This is a genomic window from Micromonospora sp. CNZ285, from assembly GCF_004637285.1.
In genome coordinates, this window is sequence record NZ_SPQD01000001.1 from 2508613 (window position 1) to 2529365 (window position 20753).

Sequence of the window (20753 nt, forward strand, 5' to 3'; positions counted from 1 at the left end):
ACCCGTCCGACCACCATCGACAGAGAAGGACTACCCGATGAACGCCGACGACGCCCGCAACCGGGCGCAGGCCGCGCTGCGCGGGCTGGAGAACCCGGGGCAGCCGCTGACGCTGCTCGCCCCGGACGCACCGGCCGAGTACGAGTGGTGCTGGGTCTACCCGTTCAACACGGTCCGGGCCACCGAGACCGGCAGCATCATGGACGCGCTCGCGGTGGGCCCGCTGGTCGTGCCGAAGAACGGCGCCGAGCCGTGGGTGGCGCCGTCCGGCCCGCCGCTGGAGCGCTGGCTCAACGAGTACGCCACACGGGAGGGTCTGCCGGCGGTGCCGGTCCCGGCCGCACCGGACCCGTTCGCCTGAGCCCGGACGGGCGGCCCGCCGTGCCCCCGCGGCGGGCCGCCGCCACCTGGAGGAACCATGACCGACAGCGCCGAGCCGCTCGACGTGCTGCTGCGCCGGATGATGCGCGGTGACGCCACGATCGAGCAGGTGCAGTCCGCGCTGCGCGGCTCCCGGCTCGACCTCGCGATGAACGGCGACGGCCGTCCACTCGTCGTCCGCTCCTTCGACGACGAGCCGTGCGTGGCGGTGGCGACCACAGACGAGGAGCGCGCGCGTACCTTCGCGCCCGAGTGGCGCCGGGTCGAGGCGGTCGAGCTGGCCGAACTGCTGCCGGACGGCATCGACGTCCTGGTCGACCCGGACGGCCCCGAGCCGGTACGGCTGGCCGCCGCGCTCGTCTGGCACGCGCTCCGGTACGCGGACGAGGAAACGGGCGGATGAGCGACGACGAGTTCGTGTTCCTGCTCGACCCGGAGTGGCCGGCAGACGAAGAGGACGACGAGCCGCCGTTCGAGGCGGTCCTCGGGGTGTGGCACGTCGGCGAGGACGGCGAGGTGGGCGAGTTCCGGCGCAACCCGGACTACCGCCGGCACTTCCCGGACTCCCCCGCCGACCCGCTCGACGCCCTGCTGCGCCTGATCGCGGCCGGTACGGCGCAGCCGGCGCACCTGCGGGCGGTGCTACGCGCGTCCAGCCTGCACCTGGCCGTGAACGGCGACGGGCGGCCGCTCGTCGTCCACGCCCCCGACGACGGGCGGTGCGTGGTGGTGGCGACCGGCGAACCCCACCGGGCACCGGTGCCCGCGCCCGGCTGGCGGCTGCTCGACCTGGCGGAACTGGCCGCCCTTGCCGGTGACCGTGACGCGCTCGTCAACCCCGGCGGCCCGGCGCCCGCCCGGCTGGCCGCCGCGTTCCTGCGCGAGACGGCGGTGACGCGATGAGCACGGGCCTGCTGCACCTGCTCTGCCTGCGCGCCGCCGGCCGGATCCCGGACGACGACCTCGCCGGCCTGCGTGCCCTGCTCGCCCGCGGCGACCACGGCGCCTGCGCGGCCGGGCTGCTCGGCGCGTTCCCGCAGTCCGCGGCGGAGATCACGGCGCTCGCCGCGCTGCTGCCCCCGCAGACGCCGCTGCCCGGACCGGCGGCGGACGAGGACGTGGACGCCGACCCGGCGGCCCTGTTCGTCCCGTTCCCGCCGGCCGACCTGCCGCTGTACGCGACGGCCGGGCCACCGGTGGTGGACGAGACCGCCGGTGGCACCGTGGACGACCTCGACCGGGCGCTGCTCGACGTGCTGGACCCGGCGCTCACCACCGGGGTGTGGCGCTGCTGGCGGATCACTCGGGAGCCGGACGGCACCGTCGACGCCGTGCGCGTCTACCTGGTCGAGGCCATCGTGCCCGACGACGAGCTGCCCGCCGTCGCCGGCCGGGGACAGCGGGCGCTCGCCGACGCCGGGCACGCCGCGCCGGTCGAGGTGTACCGGCCCGACCTGCCGCTGCCCGCGTACCAGTGGACGGCCCGGTCCCGGTCCGCGCTGATCTGGGCCCCGCAGCCGCCCGGCGAGGTACGCCTGGCCGTCGACGGGGACGCCCGGCTGCCGGTCGACGACGACGAGGTCGCCGCGTTCGTCACCCACCTGCGGTCGGCGCCCGCCCTGACCGCGCACCTGCGCACCGACGGCGCCTGGGTCTGGCCGGCCGACGTGGCCGACCGGCTGCTCGACGAGGGCGCGCTTGCCGACGAGGGTCTGCTGCGGCACCTGCGGCGGTGCCGGGCCGACCCACCCGCGCCGGCCGGCGCGGTCGCCGTCCACCGGGCACTCGCCGCCCTGGTACGCGCGGGCGCGCTCTAACCGGATGCACGAACGGCCCGGGTCGCGGTGTTTCTCGGGCACGAGCCCTCGTGCGGCCCGGCGCTCCCGGCTGCCGGCGTGGTCGAATGCGCCCGCCGACGAGGACGCGAGGAGGCCGGGAATGACGGAGCAGGACGAGCTGCACACCGCGCTGCTGCACCTCGGTGGCCGGGTGCCGGACGCCATGCTCGCCGAGGCGCGGCTCCGGCTCGCCGACACCGGCACGGTGTCCCTCCCCGAGCCGCCCGGACCTGTCGACCTGCCGTTCACGTTCGCGTCCGCCGTACCGAATCCGCGTGTCTTCGGTGGGCGGGTGCCGCCGCTGACCGACCTCACCGGCCGCGACGGCCTGATGGACGACACCGACCGGGTCGCGGTCGCGGCGGTCCGGCAGCAGCCCGGCGCGGTGGCGCTGTGGCGCGGATGGCGGATCGCCCCGGAGTGGGCCGCCGCGGTGATCCCGCCCGCGCCGGTCTACGTGCTGGAGACCACCGGGCCGCAGGCCGCGACGGCGGCGACCGTGATGCGGGCACTCGCCGGGGCCTGGATCTCGGCGCCGCTGGTCGAGGTGTACCGCCCCGGCGACAAGCTCCCGCCGTATTCGGCGGCGGCCCGCCGGTCCGGCGCGCTGCTCTGGGCCGGCCGGGACACCGAGCCGCTGCGGATCGCCCGCGTCTTCGACGAGGTGGACGACGACGGTGCGCGCTTCGCGCCGGACCGGGAGCGGCTGTCCGGCACCGATCTCGCACGGGCGGCGGCGTACCTGGACGCGGGCACGCCGGTGCTCGCCACCACCGCACGCGGCCCCGACGTGGTGGAGCCCGCACGCGGGCGGGTCGTGCCGATGACCTACCGCACCGACGGGCGCTGGCTCTGGCCCGAGTCCGTCGCCTACTACCTCCAGGCGTACGGGCTGGCGCCCGAGCCGGACCTGCTGGCCCACATCCGGTCGCGCGGCGACCTGCTGCCGGCCACCGACCCGGCCGACGAGCACCGCGCGCTGGCGCTGCTGTTCCAGTCGTACGCCCTCGTCCCGGCGGAGGCGGACGCGTGACGATCTTCGTGGCGATCGCGTCGTACCGGGACCGGGAACTGGTGCCGACGGTGCTGGACTGCCTGGCCAAGGCGGCGCGCCCGGAGGACGTCCGCATCGCGGTGTGCTGGCAGCACCTCGGCGACGAGGACCTCTCCGCCATCCGGGACCTGCCGCAGGTGGACGTGCAGGAGTACGACGCCCGGGACAGCCGCGGCGCCTGCTGGGCCCGGGACAAGACGTTCCAGCGGTATGGCGGCGAGGACTGGCTGTTGCAGGTGGACAGCCACACCCGGTTCGCGCCGGACTGGGACGTGCGGATGATCCGGATGGCGCGGGAGACCGGAGCGGCGAAGCCGGTCCTGACCGCGTACCCGCCCAGCTACGAGCCCGATCAGGAGTTCACCGGCGCGGGCGCGCCCGCCGAGATCGTCGTCAACGACTGGACGAACGTCGGCGTACCGGTCTTCGGCCAGCGCCTGATCGAGGGTGCCGCGCCCGGCGTACCGCCCAAGCCGGCGCTGTTCCTGGCCGCCGGGTTCCTCTTCGCACCCGGGTCGTTCGTCACCGAGGTGCCCTACGACCCGGGCATCTACTTCCACGGCGAGGAGATCACCCTGGCCCTGCGCGCCTTCACGTGGGGCTACGACCTGTTCCACCCCACCGAGGTGCTGACCTGGCACTACTACATCCGGCAGGACCGGCCGCGACACTGGAGCGACCACGTCGAGCACGACTGGGCCCGCTACGAGGAGCTGAGCCGCCGCCGGGTGCTCTACATGCTGCACACCCCGCCGGTGGACCGGCTCGGCATCGGGCCGGTACGCACCCTGGAGCAGTTCGTGGCGCACACCGGCTGCAACTTCACCCGCCGCACGTGGACCGACATGCTGGCCCAGGAACTGGTGGTGCTCTGACCGGCCGGCCCGCGCCGGTCTGGTCAGGTGCCCCGCGCCGGCTCCTGGGCGCCGCCCGACCAGCGGGTCTCGGCGATGGCGGTGGCGAGCCGCGCCAGCTCCGGATGCTGCCGCGCGTAGGACGTCACGTGCTCGGCCAGTTCGTACTGGGACTGCCACCGGACCTTCCCGGCCCGCACCAGCGCCCGGTCCAGCGCCAGCGGGTCGCCGCGCAGGTGACGCCGGACGTCCACCAGGACACCGGTGAGCGACTGCTCCTGCTCGTCGGTGCCGGGTAGCGCCGTCACCATCGCCGGCAGCGCGGCGACCGTCTCGTCGTCCATGCCCGGCACCAGGCCGATCAGCGCCTTCTCGCGCGCCTCCGGCCGGGTCTCCGCCAGGTACGCCATCCCCGCCTCGTCGGCGGCCAGGTGCCGCAGCGCGGGGTCACGGCTCAACTCCGCCACCGCCGCCGTCACGGCCGGCCCGGTGTCGCCCGGAACGGTGTCCTCGGGGGCGGTGCCAGCAGGTACGGCGGCGGCGGCCGACCCGGTGTCGGCGGGCCCGGTGTCCTCGGCAGCGGCGACGGCCGGCCGGGCGGATGCCGGGGCGGCGTAGGCCCGGTCGGGGCCGGCCTGCTCGGCGAGCGCCGCCTCGGGGACTGCTGGATCCACCCGGGTCACGGCGGGTTCCACCGGGACCGCGCCTGCGGACCCGGCAGTCGTGGCGCCCGGTGCCGCCTCGGATGATCCGGCACCGTCGCCCGCTCCCGCCCGGCGGCGCGCGCGCAGGCCCAGCAGGACGGCGGCGAGCGCCGCCAGCCCCGCGAGCGCCAGCAACGCCGCCCGGCGGCCGATCCCTGCGGTGGAGCCGGACGTCTGCTCGGCCGCCCGCGCCCGGGGCGCCTCCTCGGGCAGCACTGCGGTGACGGAGGCGGTCAGGTCGATCTCCGGCGCGACGCCGCCTGTGGTCTTCGCCGTCTTCAGCACCCGGTTGCGGACCTGCGCCGGGTCGAGGTCCGGGTACGCCGACCGGATCAGCGCCACCTGCCCCGCCACGTACGCGACGGCGTGGTGCGTGCCGGTGCCGGTCACCGGCCGGGTGCCGGTGATGCCGAGGCTTGTCACGTCGACGCCCGGCGCGACCACGTCCACGCCGCCGGACCGGTAGCTGTCGGCAGTGTCCCCGTCCGGCCCGATCCCGCCCACGCGCAGCACCGCGTCGCGCAGCGGCACGTCCGGATCCGCCGGCTCCTGCTCACCGGCGGCGCCCACCACGACCACCGCGCCCGCGTCGACCGCCTCGTTGACGGCGGTCACCACCTCGGTCTGCCCAAGGTCCACCTGCGGCCCGACCGCGATGACGGAGGCGCCGGAACCGACCGCCGCCCTGATGCCCGCCGCGCTCGCCGCGGCCGAGGCGCCGGCAGTCTTGCCCGCCACCCGGACCGGCATGACCGCCGCGTCGGGCGCGACGCCGGCCACCGTCGACCCCTTCACCGGCTGCGCCACGATCAGCCCGGCCATCGCCGTACCGGTGCCGAGACAGTCGGTGTCACCGCGGGCGCCGCCGGTCGCCCGGTCGACGCCGGTCGTCACCCGGCCGGCAAGCGGGGCCAGGCCGCCGGCGACGCCGGAGTCGACGACTGCCACGAGCTGGTCCCGGCCCCGGCTGTGCGCCCACGCCTGGTCGGCGGCGACGCGCGGACCGGCCCACGACGACGTGGCGCGCGACGTCGTGACGGTGCGGCACCCCTTCGGCGGGCGGGCGGCCGCGTCACCGTCGGCGGTGCGCTGCCCTTTGTCCGGCGTGGACGTACCCGGCGCCGGTTTCGCGGCCGGCGGCACACCCTGGCGGACCTCGCTGCCGTACGCGTCCCACGGCAGCACGAGCACCCAGCCGGCCCGGAGCCGGGCGCCGTCGGTGAGGGTGCCGCCGTCCGGCTGGATCCGCCCGCTGTTGAGCGCGAACAGCTCGGCCGCTCGCGCGCCGTCCCCCAGGAACCGCTCCGCGATCTCGGTGAGGTTCTCCGGCTCGCCCTGGTGGGCCGCCTCGACCGTGTAGAACTTGACGGGGTCGCCGTCGGGGCGGGCCGCCGACGCCGGAAGAGGCGTCAGCGCGAGCACCGCCGACGCGACGACGGCGGCGAGCGAGGCCCGGACGACAGCCGGTGCGGTACGCGTCATCCGCGGCCACCTCGGGTGCCGGTCACGGGCGTGGTCCCGGACGTCGCGTGGTGCCGCGGACGCCGGGCGTCCGAACCATCCGTCATCGATCCACTCTTGAACCCGGTCGAGAAGACTGTCCATACCAGACGGGCAGGCTAGCATCGCGGCTCCCCGATGCACGGCGGTGGTGGTGCACCAGCCGGGCGCTCCGGTCGAGTACGCCGTCGTTCGCGGAGGGCCGGAGGCCCTCCGCGAACGACGGGATCTACGGCTCCGGTGTCACTGTCCGACGCCGCCCTGGGCCCTCGCGCTCTCCGCGTCGGCCAGCAGCCGCGCGATGACGGTCTTCCGCCGGTTGACCACACCGGCGAAGTTCACCAGGATCCCCATGTACTCGACCGTTCTCGACGCCCACATCTCCACACGGGAACCCCCGCCCGGTTGTGGTTCGATGTCGATCGACATTGTGACACCACCCCGGAAGCCACGTCGCCGCATGTTGATCATTCCTGGGCCGCTCGTGCCGGTCCACAGCACGCTGCGGGGACCGCCGAACGCCTCTCGTACGGCCTCGACCGCCTGGGTGGGATCGCACGTGGTGTCGACGACCGTGGTCGCGACGGCGTTCCGCGTCTCGATGAACTGCCAGACGAAGAAGCCGATCAGTGCAGCCACGATGCCGAAGCAGATTAGTCCTTCCACGGTTCATTTCCTCCTTGCGATCGGATGACGTCGTCGCCGGCTGGGACTCAGCCGCGCTGTGCGCGGATCTGCTGGAGCCGTTGCTGCTCGTAGCCGGTGAGCAGGGATACCGGAAGCCCTCGTGAGGCCTTGAAGGCGATGCCCGCGTCGATCAGCGGCAGCGCCGCGGGAATCGCCAGCGCGTCCCCGCCGAACATCTCCCAGACGAGCCGGGCCGCACCGAAGGTCGCGAAACCGCCCGCATCGTCGGCGACGAGGTCGCCCAGGGCGGCCAGGAAGCCCTCGCGGTCGCTGGTCGCGTACTCGTACAGCGATCCGAAACGGTCCCACATGCCGCTGTCGTCGATTCCGCTGCCGTGCACGTCGAACGAGTACCGGCCGAAGAGGTCGAGCCACCGCGCCATGTCGTCCGGAAACGGCGAGCTGGGCGGTCGTCGGAAGAATGCCATGCCCGGTGCTGACGGACAGCTGTCCGTCAGTAGAGCGACGAGGACCGGCAGTCGGTGCCGGCGACGCGAAGAGGACGGTAGCCGCGTTGGTACGACGCCCGCCACGTACCTCCTACGGATACCTGGCGCCACCCGAGGCGGAAGTGCGGGGTTGGGAGTGCCGCCACGACGGCTGCTGGACCAACGACGTACCGGCGCCCCGGTCGTGGCCGCACCCGTGCCCGACGTGCGGAAGGCGGACCGACGCGACCTTCGAGGAACCGTGGGCGCACGAGGCCAGGGGACATCGGATCAGGCACGACCTCAACGGTCCGGACGACAACCAGCGGCAGATGGCCGAAGTCGAGTGGCATGTCTGGGCGTACAAGGACGCGCACCTACGAGGTGACCCCGCCGCCGCTCGACAGGCGTGGCTGGCGCACCGTCAGGCCCGGCTGCCGCAGTGGCAGAGCACCGAAGGCTTCAACCTCACGTCGTGGAGGCTGCACGAGTTGGTCCTGGTCGCCAGCGTGTTCGACGACCTCGACCTGGCGATAGAGGACCTGCTGAGCGTTCATCCGTTCATCGACACCCGGAACGTGGACGAGGACAACAGCACACGAACGGCGGCTCGCGGCTACGTATCCATGTGCCTGATGGTGTTGAAGCGCGAATCCTCGATCGGGCACCCGCAGGAGAACGCACTGCTCACCGCGCTACGCGACCTCGCGGACCGCATCTCCGGCGTCCTGACGAACGACCATCACCGCGACCTTCGGCACATCGCCGAGATACGGGCGCTGCACGACACTCGTGCCACTCTCGAACGGAACAGGTCATCGGCCTCCGCTCTCGTGGAGGGCATGCCGGCCGTCCTGGCACCGCGTGTCTTCCGCTCGAGGCACGCGACAACGGGAGACACGGCGAACCTCGCCGCCGAGGACCTGACCGACGAGAACCACGTCCTCGCTGTCGCCGAAGCAGCCATCGCCACGGCGGAGACCCACGACGACACCGCGCCGCTCGATCAGTTGATCGACCGGCTCGACCTCGCCGGTTCCAGCAGGGGTCTCGTACGTCTGCTGCAGGGCCGACGCAATGTATTGACCGGAGACCTCGATGCGGCAGTCGCGGAACTGATGAGCGGCGCGCGAGCCGAGGACAGGCTCTCTCGGGCCTTGCGACCACAGATCCTCGCCACGCTCGGACTGGTCGTGGCGGGCTGCCATCCGCATCGACTCGACGAGGGCATCGGATGGTGCCGGTCAGGCCGCGCCGCCGGCTTGCGTTGGTGGCGCCGTACCACTACCGCAGACGCCGCTGTGGCCAGGCTGCTGTTGCGGCGGGCCCTGTCGTCCGGGGCTCCGTCCGCCGACGGCGACATACGCGAAGCGGTGCGCCTGATCCGTGGCCGGTGCCGCCCCTGGCACCACCCTGACGCGGATGATCGCCAACTGCTTCAAGAGGCGCTGTCCGCCCGGGACGCGCTGGCCGACACTCCGAACGACGAGCACCGGCACGGCGCGTGGCGCGAGTCCATGCATGTCACCGGGACCATTGCGGCGCGGGCCCGGCTGGCGGTGGCATGGGCGGAGTGGGCCGTCGGCACCGGTGATCCCGAGTACGCCGCCGAGGCGTACCAGCACCTGGTGGATCTGGCCTCCCAGGACGCCGTCACGCGGTACGGAGCACGCGCGAAGCAGCGGGTCCTCGCCGCCGCGCAGGAGTACGCCGAGGAGGCCGGATACTGGCTGGCCCGCACCGGACGCTACCGGGAGGCGGTGCTCGCGCTGGAGACCGGCCGGGCGGTGGGACTGACCGAAGTGATCGGCCGGGACGACGCGGCGGTGCTCCAGCGCCTCCGAGCAGCCGGCCGGGCGGACCTCGCGGAGGAGTACAGGCATGCCGTCGAGGACTTCGACGATCGGACGCGCCTCTCGTCCCCCGACTTACGGCAGTCGTGGTCGCACCTCCGTGACGTCGCCCGGCGCGTCGCGGCGGTGACCGGAGCAGACCCGCTCGCCCTTTTTGCCGACTACGACACCATCGCCGCCGAGACCGACGACGGCGCCTTGGTCTACCTCGGCGCCGCGAAGGCCGGCGGGTACGCGCTCGTGGTCGCCGCACGGCACGACCCGCAGTACGTCGATCTGCCCAAACTGGACCGGGCCACGGTGGCCGAGCTGGTCCGCGACGTGGCCGCCGGGACCGGGACGGCATCCGGTCGCACCGTCGCTCTGCGGACGAGCCCACTCCTGCCCGGGCTCCGCGACATCGAACCGCTCGAAGTGAGAAGCGTCGATCGGACGGCCGGGGCGCTTCGCACACTCTGGGAGGCAGGGCTGAGGAACGTCGTCCTGTGGAGCGCGAGGGGACAGGTGGTCACGCTGGTGCCCGTCGGCCTCCTCAGCCTCCTGCCGCTGCATGCCGCCGGCGTGGCCGGCATCCCTGGTGACGAGGACACCGAGTGGCGTCACGTCGGACAGTTCTCGGCGATCCGGTACGCGCCGAACGTCCGGAGCTTGCGACGATGCCGCAACACGGTCCGGCAACTCGCCGGCCCGGAGCAGACACTGCTCGCCATCGACGTACCCGATGGGCACGGCACGAGCCTCGGCGAACACCTTCGGTATGTCGGCCGGGAGACCGCCGAGATCACCCGCAGCTGGAACGGCAGGCCGACATCGCCACGGCACGGCTGCACGTGGGCGGAGTTCCATGCCGCAGCTGACGAACACACCGTGTGGCACATCGCCTGCCACGGCAGCGTCGACCCTGATTCGATCATGGACAGCAGGCTGTACTTCGCGGACCGGCAGGTCACACTTCAGGAGCTACGCCGGACCTTGAAGCCGAGCCGCCGCCGTCTGGCGGTCCTGTCCGCCTGTCAGACCAACCGCAGCGGGTCAGCCCTGCCCAACGAGACGGTCGGTCTGCCCTCAGCCTTGATCCAGATCGGGTTCGCCGGGGTGATCGCGACCGCGTGGTCTGTCGACGATCTCGCCACCACCTATCTGATGATCACGTTCTATCGCCTGTGGTGCCAGGAGGGCTGCGAGCCCGCCGTCGCGCTCAGCCGTGCCCAGCGGTGGCTTCGTACCGCCACAAGGACCGATCTGGCCGCCCTGCTGCCCGATGTCGAGCCGCCCGGCCAGGCGGACGACCGCCCCTACGTCGATCCGAGGTACTGGGCCGCGTTCGCGTACACGGGGGCGTGACCGCGATCCAGCGCATCTGCGCGTGCGCATCTGAGCCGACGCCCACGACCTCGGGGCGGCTCTCCGCGTTGTGACGGTCGGCATAGCACCTAGAGCGTCCTAGGACATTGGTGTGGCCGGTCGCGGTCTCATCGGCTCCGCGACGGCGCCCGGCCGCGAGACCGTCACCACGTGCGACGCCGAACCCGGTGTCGGCGCCCAGGGCCGCGAAGCGTTGAGAGACCCGGGCGAGAGCCACCACGAAGGCCAGGTCGAAGAACAGTTCCAGGAGCGTGGCGCGGCCCGACCTCGACGGTGGACGCGGCAGGCCCTCACCCCGTCCGGCCGCCATCGCCCTCCTCCCCCGCCCCTCGGGGCCCCGACGAGCCGGTCGCCGGTGGAGTTGCGCCGGCAGCAGCGCGGAGCCACCGGCGGCGATCAGCGCAGACGCGACGCCGAGCGCACGCGCGAGCGCATCCTGGACGCGGCGCTCGTCGAGTTCGGCGAACACGGCTTCGCGGGCGCCCGCACGGGCGCGATCGCCGCTCGCGCGGGCGTCAACCAGCAGCTCATCTCCTACTACTTCGCCGGCAAGGAGGGCCTCTACCAGGCCCTGCACCAGCGCCGGCGGAGCACCGGCGGCGCTGGTGCTCGACCAGCCGCTTGCCGACGTGGTCGCCGGCTTCGTCCGGCTCGGGGCGTGCCGCGCGGCCCGCCCGGCCGAGCGCGTCACGGACAGGGGCCGCCCACGCAGACGTCGATCACCTTGCCGGTGAGCAGGAACACCGCCTTCTGCCGCTGAGCGCCGGGCTGGGCGCGCGGGAACTCGTGCGAGTCCTCGCCGTACTCCGGTCCGGCGGGCGCCAGGTTGGTCGGCGGCGGCGCGTACGCGGCTCCGCTGTTCCACACCACCATCGCCGACCCGGCGTACGGGTACCTGCGGATCGGCGCGATGCCCCAGAACGGCCGCACGTCCGGTGACCAGCCGTCGGCGAGCGCCGGGGTGTGCAGGCGGGCGCCGATGGTGCGCGCCTGCACCTCCGCCGCGACGGTCGACACCTGGTGGTCGCCGAACGCCACGTGCATCAGCACCCGGTGCGCCGGGGTACGCGGCAGCGGCCGGTCGGTCATGTGCTGGGCGTACCCGTTGGCCTCGGACCGGTCCCACAGCATCTGCAGCAGACCGAAGACGATCTGCTGGTCGATCCGGTCCGGGTAGTAGCCGTCCATGACGGTCTGGAACGGGGCGAAGTCGACGCTGCGTTGCAGCAGCGTGGAGTAGTTCATCGCGGGCACGCCGAGCACCGAGCGGGTCCAGTCCTGGGCGATGGCGGTGAGCGCGCCGCCGTTGATGCCGCCCTGGCTGTTGCCGTCGTAGTGCAGCCCGCCGGCCACGTCGATCAGCGGCCGCCCGGCGGCGTCGCGGAACGCCGGGTGGGCGGCGAACCCGTTGCGGTGGATCATCGTCCGGCCCAGGAACAGGAAGTTCAGGAAGCTCTGCTGGAGCCGGTCGGCCACTGCGGGGAAGGCACTGAGGTCGGTGAACGCGCCGGCGACGTACGGGACGTCGGCGGCGGCCATGCCGATCCAGCTCGTCGCGCAGAAGGTGAAGTCGTACGTCTGCGACATGGTCTTGACGTTGCCGGCGTTGATCTCGGTCGGCCGGCCGAGCAGGCCGTGGCCGTAGAGCGAGAGGTGCGCGGGCCTCGTGGCGGACGCGCTGCGCGGGATGTTGCAGACGAAGTCGGCCGCCACCGTCGTGCCGGACGGCGTGGGCAGCGCGTTCGGCGTCGGCGGGGTGCCGTCGCCGCCGGGCGGCCCGTAGTGCAGCCGGGAGCCCGGCCCGCCGTCGCCGGTCAGATAGGACGGTACGGCGACGGTGCCGGTGACCTGCCGGGCGATCAGCGGGTCCTGCTCGGGCGTGTAGTCGGTGACCTGGGTGACGGTGAACGAGGGCGCGCGGCGGCCGAGCGCGGCGAACGCGCCGTCCCGGACCGCCAGCATCCGCCCGGTCAGCCCCTGCCGGCTGGCGACGGTGAAGTCCCAGGCCAGGTAGAGACTGTGCCGCTTGACGCCGGCCCGGCTCAGGTCGGCGAGGATCCGCTTCATCTGGGGCGCGCGCGGGTCACGCCGGTCCACGCCGGCACCGGTGACGTACGCGCGGAACGCCTTCGGCGCCGGGATGAGCGCGCCGTCGCCGTCGCGCATGCCGCGCAGGCCGACGACGTACCGGGCGCCCTCGGTCAGCGCCACCGCCGGCCGGATGATCAGCGCCTGCCGGTCCGGGTTGCCGGCGGCGTGCGCGTCCAGTTCGGCCCAGTACGGCGTACGCCTGCCGGTGCGGGCGTCGAGCAGGACGATCGGCGCGTCCGGCGCGAGCGAGCGCGCGACGTCGGTGACCGGCGCGATCCGGGTCCGCGCGGCGTCGAGGCCGGGTACGCGCGCCAGGATCGGCGAGCCGGGGCTGAACCCGTCCTGCCGGTTCCACTCCGCCGGGTCGATCGGCACGCCGCGCACGTTGGCGGGCATCGCGGAGGCCGCGAACCGGACGCGTTTGCCGGTCGGGGTGCTGCGGTCCGGCACGGTGAAGTAGTCGTTGGGGAACGGCAGCAGGCAGGCCGCCGGGTCGATCGGGTCGCAGGACCGCTGCCCGGCCGGCGCCGGGGGCGCGGACGGCGCCGCGGCGGCGCCGGAGCCGAGCAGCACGGCCGACGCGGTCACCAGCGCGGACACGGCGAGACGGAGCCGTCGGGGTGTGCGCACGCGCGTCTCCTTCGACATCGGACGGTGGTGTTCTTCCTACGCTCGTGAACGGATCTCGGCAAGGCCCCACACATCGACACTGCCGGATCAACGACGAAGAATCCGCAGGTCAGACGCACAGTCCTACGGTGGGTCGCGAAGCACTCACGTCCAGTGGAGGACGTCATGACCACACCCGCCCCCACCCCACCGCCTCAGCTCCAGGTCGCCCTCGGCACCGCCGGGGATCCCGGCTCGGTGCACGCCATCACCGACACCGGCACGACGCTGCTCGTCGCCCACTACCCCGCGTCCGGCGCGGGGCGGCTGCACGTCCTCGATCCCCGTACCCTCGCCCCGGTCCGGCCGTCCCTCGCGGTCGGTCACGAGCCCCGCGCGGTGGCCTGGCACCCCGGCCGCGGGCAGGCGTACGTGATGAACCGGGGGGTGCAGAGCTACAGCGTCTCCCGGTGCGACCTGGCCACCGGGACGGTCACCGACATCCCGATCGGTTTCGGGCTGATCGCGATCGCCGTGGATTCGGTGGCCGACCTGCTGTACGTCGCCGACTGGGCGCACCGGCGCCTGCACGTCATCGAGCTGGCCGACACCACCCAGCGGCGGGTGGTGGCGCTGCCGTCGGCGCCGAACCGTCTCGCGGTGGCACCGGACGGCACCGTCTACGCGGCGCTGTACGTCAAGGGCCTCGTGCCGGCCGACGACGCGCTCGCCGTGCTGCGCCCGGACGGGACGCTCACCGTGGCGCCGGTCGAGCCCGCCCACCTCCAGCCGGGCGAGCTGGCAGTCGCGCACGACGGGATGATCTACCTCGGTTCGCTCGGCGGCGGCACCGTGCACCCGCTGGTCGGCGTGCACGATCCGGACACCGGCGCACGGCTGGGCGCGGTGGTGAGCGCCGCCGGCGTGCGCGACCTCGCGGCCGTGCCGGGGCTGTCCCGGGCCTGGCTGGCGACCGACAAGGGCGCCCAGCTCGTCGACACCACAAACCCGTACGCGCCGCGCACGCTCGACCCGATCACCACCGGCCACGCCCCGTACGCGGTGGCGGTCACCGCCGACGGCACCGCGTACGTGGGCGACGTGGCGGACGGCACGGTGTCGCTGATCCGCCCGGACGTGGCGGACCTGCCCCTGGACGCGGTCGCCACGCTGCTCACCGAGGCGGGGTTCGCCCCCGCCGCCGGGCTGGGCGCGGCGATCCGGGCGTACCAGACGTTCCACGGGCTGCCGGTGACCGGGCGGCCCGACGCCGTCACCGCCGCCCATCTGACCGCGCCCGGCTGCGGCACCCCGGACCGGCCGGCGGCGGCGAGTTTCGTCCTGGAGGGACACCACTTCCGGCACACGAACCTGACCTACCACCTCGGTGACATGACGATGCCGTACGCCCGCGACGAGTTCACCGACGCGCTGAGGCACGAGCTGATCCAGGTGTCGTTCGACGTGTGGCGCGAGGTGCTGGGCGAGAACTGGTACGGGCCGTTCGAGTTCACCCGCGTCTTCGACCCGGCGCAGGCGGACATCGTCTTCTCCGTCGGCGACGACCCGGTCTTCCACGACACCGGCTGGTTCCGGACCGTCTACGCGGTGACCAAGTGGGGTGCCGCTCCCGGCTGGCCCGACGCGGGCGGCCAGCTTCCGGTCATCTTCAACCGGAAGATCAACTGGGACGCGCACGGGTACTTCGACGTCGACCTGCACGGGCCCGACTTCCGGCACGTCGCCACGCACGAGATCGGCCACGCGTTCGGGCTCAACCACGGCAAGAGCGGCAACGTGATGCACCGCAACGCGAGCTGGTACCGGGTGCCCAAGTCCGACGACCGCAACGGCCTGTTCGCCATGTACGGGCGGCTGCCGTTCACCGACGGCGTCGGCATCCGGGTGCTGCCCGGCGTGGACCACGTCGCGTACTCCGACTGCGAGCGGCACCTCGTGGTGCACTACCCGGACGGCGACGGGTGGACGTGGACGCGGCTCACCGCGGACGTCGGCGCGCCCCGGATGGCCCGCGGCACCGCCCCGTCGCCGTTCTTCGCCCACGACGGCGTGCCGTCGTACGTCTACGCCGGGGACGGCGGCCACGTCCACCAGATCTGGTACGACCAGGGCCAGTGGTGGTGGGGTGACCTGACGCAGGACAGCGGCGGCCCGCCCGCCGTGCGGTACGGCCCGCACGCCTACCGCAACGGCGACACCCAGCGGGTCGTCTACAGCGCGACCGACGGCCGGACGATCCGGCTGTCCCAGGCGCCCGGGCAGGGCTGGGTCTGGCAGGACGTGTCGGTGGCGGGCGCGGTCGCGGCCGACGGCACGCCCTACGGGTACGTCGACGGCGTCACCGGCCTCGACGTGATCGTCTGCCGGGACGCCGAGGAGCACCTGCGGATGCTGTGGGAGGGCCCGGACGGCTGGGGGCAGATCTCGCTGACCTGGGCCACCCAGGCGGAGAACCCGCTGCCGCTGACCATGATGCCGGTGTGGGGCGAACACCGCGCCGGCGAGCGGCACCGGGTGTTCGGCCTCGACCACCGGCAGGACATCCGGATGTACGCCGTCGGCGACGACGGCGCCTGGCACACCCGGTCGCTGACAGCGGAACTCGGCCTGCCCGAGTGCAGCGCGTCGGCGGTACAGCGGCTGCCCGGCACGGACGGCGCGCCCGACGGCTGGCTGCTGGTCTTCGCCGACTTCGACGGCGGCCTGTGGGAGCTGACCGGCGACGGTGACACGTGGCAGGCCGAGCGGGTGCAGATCGACGGGATGCCGCCGGTGGGGCGCAGCGTGCTGTCGGTGTGGCTGGGCGGCGACCGGCTCCAGATCACCTACACGGCGGCGAACGGCAACATCCAGTTGCTGTCCCGTCCGCTCGGCGACCACGACTGGCAGCGGACCAACCTGACCCGGGTGTCCGACGTGGTGTGACGGGTGCTCCCTCCCGCCGTCCGCCCTTTGCCGGTGGCGGACGGCGGGAGGGACACCGGGCTAGCCGACGACCACGACGCGGCCCTGGTTCAGCGGTTGCAGGTGCGCCGGGTCGAGATCGTCCGGTGCGCCCCGGCCGCTGTCGTAGACGACGCGCCCTCCGTCGCTCTCCCAGATCCTGATCCGGAACCGGTCCACGTCACGTCCGTCCGGGGCGTCGGCGACCGTGAGCTGGTACGCGTACCCCGGCCGGCCGTTCACCGTGCCCTCACCTCCGTACCGGCCCACCGATCCGGCGACGGTCAGGCGCTCGTGTGTCGTACCGGCGAACGTGAACTCGCGTCCCGGCAGCCGGAAGGTGGTCGCGCCGAACGGCGTGGGTGAGCCCTTCACCAGGCCCGTGACGAAGGCGAACTCCCCCGGCCCGGTGGCGGCCACGTCGGCGCTGAGCGCGCCCGCCGGTGAGACGATCGCACCTGCGCCGGCGACCGTCACGTCCGACGGGTCGTAGACCACGATCCGTACCGTCTGCTGCCCGGTTCCGCCGTCGTCGCCGGTCACGGTGAGGCGCGCGACGTGCACGCCGGGCCGCAGATCGCCGGTGGCGACGCAGCCGCCCTCGTTGCGGTCCTCGCTGACCACGCCGGGCGTGGCCGGGGCCGGACCCTCGCCGTCCCAGTCGACGGCGCACCGGTGGGTGTCCGGCACGCCCGGGTCGGTGAACGTGGCCCGCACGGTGACCGGACCGGCCACCCGCAGCTCCTCGTCGAGCGCGATCGGGCTCACCTCGACCGGCCGGTTCGACACGGTGACGGTCACCGTGTCGGTGGTGGTGCCGTGGCGGGCGTCGGTGGCGCTCAGTTCCAGCCGGTACGTGCCGGCCCGGTCGGCGCGGAACGACGGCGTGCGGGCCGGGCCGTCCAGCCGCAGGCCGCCGCCGAGCCCACCACGGTCCGGCTGGGCGAGCACCGCCCAGGACAGGGTCACCGGGTCGCCGTCCGGATCCGTGGTCCGGGTCGCGTCGAGGGTGACGGTGTCGCCCTCGGCGGCGGCCCGGTCCGGTCCGGCGTCGGCGGTGGGCGGGCCACCGGCCGGCAGGACCCGGCCCACAGTCACCTCGGTACGCGCGGTGGCCCGCAGGCCGTCGGCGTCGGTGGCGGTGACGGTGACGACGTGCCGTCCCTCGCTGAGCTGACCCGGGGTACGGGTGGCGCCGGTGCCGAGGTCGCCGTCGCGGTCGGAGGTCCAGCGCACCGCCGGCCCGTCCAGGTCGCCCTGTTCCGGGTCGGTGACGGACGCGGCGAGCGTGACCGTCTGCCCGGTGGCGAAGAACGTGCCGCCCAGCGGAGCGGTGATCCGTACCGCCGGGTTCTTGCCGGCGACGGTGAGCGGGCCGCTCGTCGCGTCGGCGGTGTTCACCCCGTCGGTGACCCGCACCCGCAGCCGGCCGGTGGCCGCGCCGCCGGTGCCCGCGAGCTGCGCGGCGTCCACTGTGTACGACGTCCCGGTGAGCCCGGCTGCCAGCACCCGCCAGTCGTCGGCCCCGTCCGGGCTGTACAGGACGCTCGCGGTGACCGGGCCGCCGTCGGCGTCGCCGGCGTTCCAGCCCACCGTGACCGGCCCGGCGGCCGGTACCGACGCGGGTGGCGCCTCGCCCGCCAGCGCCACGACGGGCGGGTTCGCCGAGACCGCGAGGGTGGCGAGGTTCCGCCCGGCGCGGGTGTCCACGAGCGTCACCCGGCGGGTGCCGGGGACGAAGTCGACGACCTCGTGGAAGGGACGTGTCGCGGCGTGCTCGGTGGCCGCCCCCGGGGTGAACGGGTGCTCGGCGAGCGTCGCCCCGGCGGCGTCGAGCAGCCGCAGCGCGTACGGGCCGGGCGTGGTGGCCGGGCGGTCGGTGGTGCGGGTCAGCCGCTGCCCGGTGAGGGTGGCGTCACCGTCGCCGACGGCGCCGGACAGTGCCAGCAGGTCACCCGTCGCGCCCTGCTGGGCGGGCGGGTTCTGGACGCGGTTGCGCCACAGCCGCCACAGGTCATCGGAGATCCACTTGCTCCGGCAGTAGCTCATCATGTCGGCGACCGGCGGGCTGGTGTCCGGCGCCCAGACGACCCGGCGCGGAGCCCCGACCGAGTAGTCGCCGATGTCGTAGCCGGCGAAGCTGGGATTCGCCGGGTCCGGCCCGCCGATGGTGCCGCGCGGGTACGGATAGGTTCGCCGCCCGGTCTCGTCGTCGGGGTCGTCGGTGCACTCCACGTGCTGCGCGCCGAGCAGGTGCCCCAGCTCGTGCAGGATGATCGTGGGATCGTGCGACCCGCCGACCGCCACCCATCCGGGGATGCCGTCGGCGATGCCGCCCATCTGGTTCCGGTTCACCATGACGAGGTGGTGGACGCCGGGTTCCCGCGTCCCCGCCGTGGCGTTCAGGTAGTTATTCAGCACCGAGCGCGCGTCCGAGGCGTCGCGGTAGTAGCTGTCGTCGCCGATCCAGCGGAACGGCTCGTCGGTGCGGTAGTCGGCGCGGGTGACCTCCAGCCGGCTCGTCGGCAGGGTCCGCCGCAGCAGCGACTCGGCCCGGTCCAGGTCGGCCTCGGGAGGCAGCACGGTCTGCCCGTCGCGCTGGTAACCGAGCCGGATCAGCTTGACGCGTACCGGTTCGGACGCCTGGAAGCGCACCGTGCGCTCGGCCACGTTGTCCAGGTAGTCGGGCTCGGTGACCCGGCGGTCCGGGTTGATCTCGACTCGTAGCCTGACCTCGCCCTCGCTCGTCCACGCGGTGGGCAGCTCGAACAGGAACCCGCCGCCCAGCTGTCCGCGTCGCACCGTCCGATCGGGCACCAGCAGGCGGCCCGGGTTCGCCGGGGCGAGCGGCGGGCCCAGCGACGTGCCGTCGGCCCGGAACCCGTGCAGGGCGGCCGTCACCGCGGGCGTCTGTGCGTCGGTGCCGACGTACGCCCGCACGACGGTGCGGCGGTCGGCGACCAGGTCGACGGAGTTGCCCAGGTCCTGGATGACCTGGGTGGCCTCCACCCCGTTCACCGTCAGGTTCGGCCCGGGTGCGGTGCAGGTGTTCAGGTAGACGCGCAGGGTGTTGTCGACCTCGTCCAGGACTGCCACGTCGAGGGACTGGTTGTTGTCGAACCGGCCCACTGCCGCCTGCACCGGCCGGCTGCCCGCCGCCAGGACGGCCGGGGTGCCGAACGTGCCGTCGCCACGGCCCGGGAAGACGTAGACCGCCCGGCTGGCGTAGCCGACCACCACCAGGTCCGGGCGGCCGTCCCGGTTGACGTCGGCGACGTCCACGTCGTGCGGGCCCTCGCGTCCCGGGGTCAGCGGCCCCAGATCCAGCGACGGCAGTTCCCGGGGCGCCGGCGGGAAGCCGCCGGACGGCGGGTCGCGGAAGTCGCTCCACAACCGGATCCGGTCCTCGCCGAGGATCGCGACGGCCGCGTCGAGCCGGCCGTCGAGGTCGAAGTCGGCGATCGCCGGCTGCAACGCCTCGCCCAGCCCTTCGAGCCGGGGCGCGGGGCTGTTCTTGCCGTCACGGATCACCGAGACCGTGCCCTGCCCGTAGCTGCTGAGCAGCACGTCGGGCACGCCGTTACCGGTCAGGTCGCCGGCGGCGAGGAAATAGGGGCTGACGTATGACGGCTGGTCGCCGAGGAGGAACCGCTCGTCGAAGGTGCCGTTGAGGTTGCGGAACACCAGCACCCGGTCGTCGTCCGGATCGGACTGGATCCGGGGGTCGGCGGCGGCGAGGTCGGGCCGCAGATCGCGGTCGAAGTCGGCCACCGCGACGTCCGCCACACTACGACCGTCCAGCAGGAGCCCGCCCGGACCGAACGTCGGGTCGCTACCGGCGTTGCCGTACCACATGCTCACCCCCTCTGTGGTGGCGGCGGCGAAGTCCGGTTTGGCGTCCCGGTTGAAGTAGCCGACGGTGATGCGGCGCGGCGTGCCCGAAACGGGATAGACCTCGGGCCGGCCGCCGGGCGTCGTCGACGTGCGGAACGTCCCGTTGCCGACGGCGATGAGCTGGTGCACGTCGCCGTCACCGCTCGCCGACGCGACGAGCAGGTCGTCGAAGCCGTTCTGGTTGGTGTCGACCGCCTCGACGTCACGGGGCCCGGCGACACCGGCGACCGCCGGCATGGCCGTGAACCCGAACGTCTCGCAGCCGGCGACGAGGCCCGCTCCCGGCGGGCCGGCGACCCGGACCGGTGCCGCGGCGCCGGGCACCGTCGCCCCGGGCCCGAGCAGGACCACCGCCAGAGCGGCCGCCGTCGCGGCGGCCCACCGGCCTGATCTTCGTGAACGCATCACTGCCACCTTTCCGCGCGCACGACCGTCCGGCGTGAGGCCGGACGGCGACGCACGATCGTCGTAGGAGAGTGGGAGGTCTCGATCGGATCGACCGGGAGACGGCCGCCCGGGCCGGGTGCCGCA

The 20753-nt window shown here is 73.8% G+C and carries 14 protein-coding genes; 9 read left to right on the forward strand and 5 right to left on the reverse strand.

The features are described 5' to 3' along the window. Positions 1-37: 37 nt before the first annotated feature. The 6 genes from CLT75_RS11365 to CLT75_RS11390 all read left to right on the forward strand — a co-directional run bounded on the left by CLT75_RS11365 (position 38) and on the right by CLT75_RS11390 (position 4148). Positions 38-361: a YrhB family protein gene (locus CLT75_RS11365; RefSeq protein ID WP_135240771.1), complete on the forward strand. Its 324-nt coding sequence runs from the start codon at positions 38-40 to the stop codon at positions 359-361. Positions 362-418: 57 nt separating this feature from the next. Further along, positions 419-784 carry a type VII secretion system-associated protein gene (locus CLT75_RS11370; protein WP_135240772.1) on the forward strand — a complete coding sequence of 122 codons (366 nt, stop codon included), beginning with the start codon at positions 419-421 and terminating at the stop codon, positions 782-784. Then, a complete protein-coding gene (locus CLT75_RS11375; RefSeq protein ID WP_135240773.1) occupies positions 781-1284 on the forward strand; it encodes a type VII secretion system-associated protein in 504 nt (167 codons plus the stop codon). The genes CLT75_RS11370 and CLT75_RS11375 overlap by 4 nt, the downstream gene beginning before the upstream one ends. Continuing rightward, entirely contained in the window at positions 1281-2198 is a 918-nt protein-coding gene (locus CLT75_RS11380) for a hypothetical protein (protein WP_135240774.1), read from the forward strand. The genes CLT75_RS11375 and CLT75_RS11380 overlap by 4 nt, the downstream gene beginning before the upstream one ends. Before the next feature lie 121 nt (positions 2199-2319). Then, a complete protein-coding gene (locus tag CLT75_RS11385) occupies positions 2320-3252 on the forward strand; it encodes a hypothetical protein (protein ID WP_135240775.1) in 933 nt (310 codons plus the stop codon). Further along, a complete protein-coding gene (locus CLT75_RS11390) occupies positions 3249-4148 on the forward strand; it encodes a GlcNAc-transferase family protein (RefSeq protein WP_135240776.1) in 900 nt (299 codons plus the stop codon). Before CLT75_RS11385 ends, CLT75_RS11390 begins: the two co-directional genes overlap by 4 nt. Positions 4149-4171: 23 nt before the next feature. On the opposite strand, the gene CLT75_RS11395 is transcribed toward CLT75_RS11390, so the two are convergent. The 3 genes from CLT75_RS11395 to CLT75_RS11405 all read right to left on the reverse strand — a co-directional run bounded on the left by CLT75_RS11395 (position 4172) and on the right by CLT75_RS11405 (position 7446). Further along, entirely contained in the window at positions 4172-6313 is a 2142-nt protein-coding gene (locus CLT75_RS11395; RefSeq protein ID WP_135240777.1) for a S8 family serine peptidase, read from the reverse strand. A 261-nt stretch (positions 6314-6574) separates the two neighbouring features. Then, a complete protein-coding gene (locus tag CLT75_RS11400; protein WP_135240778.1) occupies positions 6575-6970 on the reverse strand; it encodes a hypothetical protein in 396 nt (131 codons plus the stop codon). Between the two features lie 74 nt (positions 6971-7044). Next, positions 7045-7446, reverse strand: a complete 402-nt coding sequence (locus CLT75_RS11405) for a hypothetical protein (protein WP_135240779.1) — start codon at positions 7444-7446, stop codon at positions 7045-7047. A gap of 332 nt (positions 7447-7778) precedes the next feature. Here CLT75_RS11405 and CLT75_RS11410 point away from each other — a divergent pair, with 332 nt between their 5' ends. Beyond that, the gene (locus CLT75_RS11410; RefSeq protein ID WP_135240780.1) at positions 7779-10643 is read left to right on the forward strand and encodes a CHAT domain-containing protein; all 2865 of its coding nucleotides are present in this window, start codon (positions 7779-7781) and stop codon (positions 10641-10643) included. Positions 10644-11019: 376 nt separating this feature from the next. Continuing rightward, the gene (locus CLT75_RS11420) at positions 11020-11424 is read left to right on the forward strand and encodes a TetR/AcrR family transcriptional regulator (protein WP_486485133.1); all 405 of its coding nucleotides are present in this window, start codon (positions 11020-11022) and stop codon (positions 11422-11424) included. Here CLT75_RS11420 and CLT75_RS11425 read toward each other — a convergent pair. Further along, positions 11352-13385 carry a hypothetical protein gene (locus CLT75_RS11425; protein WP_135240781.1) on the reverse strand — a complete coding sequence of 678 codons (2034 nt, stop codon included), beginning with the start codon at positions 13383-13385 and terminating at the stop codon, positions 11352-11354. The genes CLT75_RS11420 and CLT75_RS11425 overlap by 73 nt on opposite strands. A gap of 165 nt (positions 13386-13550) precedes the next feature. Between CLT75_RS11425 and CLT75_RS11430 the strand changes: the two genes are divergently transcribed. Beyond that, on the forward strand, positions 13551-16310 hold the full coding sequence (locus CLT75_RS11430) for a matrixin family metalloprotease (RefSeq protein WP_135240782.1): 2760 nt from the start codon (positions 13551-13553) through the stop codon (positions 16308-16310). A 60-nt stretch (positions 16311-16370) separates the two neighbouring features. Here the strand turns inward: CLT75_RS11430 and CLT75_RS11435 are convergent, their stop codons facing one another. Then, positions 16371-20627, reverse strand: a complete 4257-nt coding sequence (locus CLT75_RS11435) for an FG-GAP-like repeat-containing protein (RefSeq protein ID WP_135240783.1) — start codon at positions 20625-20627, stop codon at positions 16371-16373. Between the last annotated feature and the right edge of the window lie 126 nt (positions 20628-20753).

Excerpts from the sequence above, each read along its gene's own strand:
- CLT75_RS11370 (WP_135240772.1), top strand. The coding sequence starts at position 419 with ATGACCGACAGCGCCGAGCCGCTCGACGTGCTGCTGCGCCGGATGATG.
- CLT75_RS11430 (WP_135240782.1), top strand. The coding sequence starts at position 13,551 with ATGACCACACCCGCCCCCACCCCACCGCCTCAGCTCCAGGTCGCCCTC.
- CLT75_RS11365 (WP_135240771.1), top strand. The coding sequence starts at position 38 with ATGAACGCCGACGACGCCCGCAACCGGGCGCAGGCCGCGCTGCGCGGG.
- CLT75_RS11380 (WP_135240774.1), top strand. The coding sequence starts at position 1,281 with ATGAGCACGGGCCTGCTGCACCTGCTCTGCCTGCGCGCCGCCGGCCGG.
- CLT75_RS11435 (WP_135240783.1), bottom strand. The coding sequence starts at position 20,627 with ATGCGTTCACGAAGATCAGGCCGGTGGGCCGCCGCGACGGCGGCCGCT.
- CLT75_RS11405 (WP_135240779.1), bottom strand. The coding sequence starts at position 7,446 with ATGGCATTCTTCCGACGACCGCCCAGCTCGCCGTTTCCGGACGACATG.
- CLT75_RS11385 (WP_135240775.1), top strand. The coding sequence starts at position 2,320 with ATGACGGAGCAGGACGAGCTGCACACCGCGCTGCTGCACCTCGGTGGC.
- CLT75_RS11375 (WP_135240773.1), top strand. The coding sequence starts at position 781 with ATGAGCGACGACGAGTTCGTGTTCCTGCTCGACCCGGAGTGGCCGGCA.
- CLT75_RS11395 (WP_135240777.1), bottom strand. The coding sequence starts at position 6,313 with ATGACGCGTACCGCACCGGCTGTCGTCCGGGCCTCGCTCGCCGCCGTC.
- CLT75_RS11410 (WP_135240780.1), top strand. The coding sequence starts at position 7,779 with ATGGCCGAAGTCGAGTGGCATGTCTGGGCGTACAAGGACGCGCACCTA.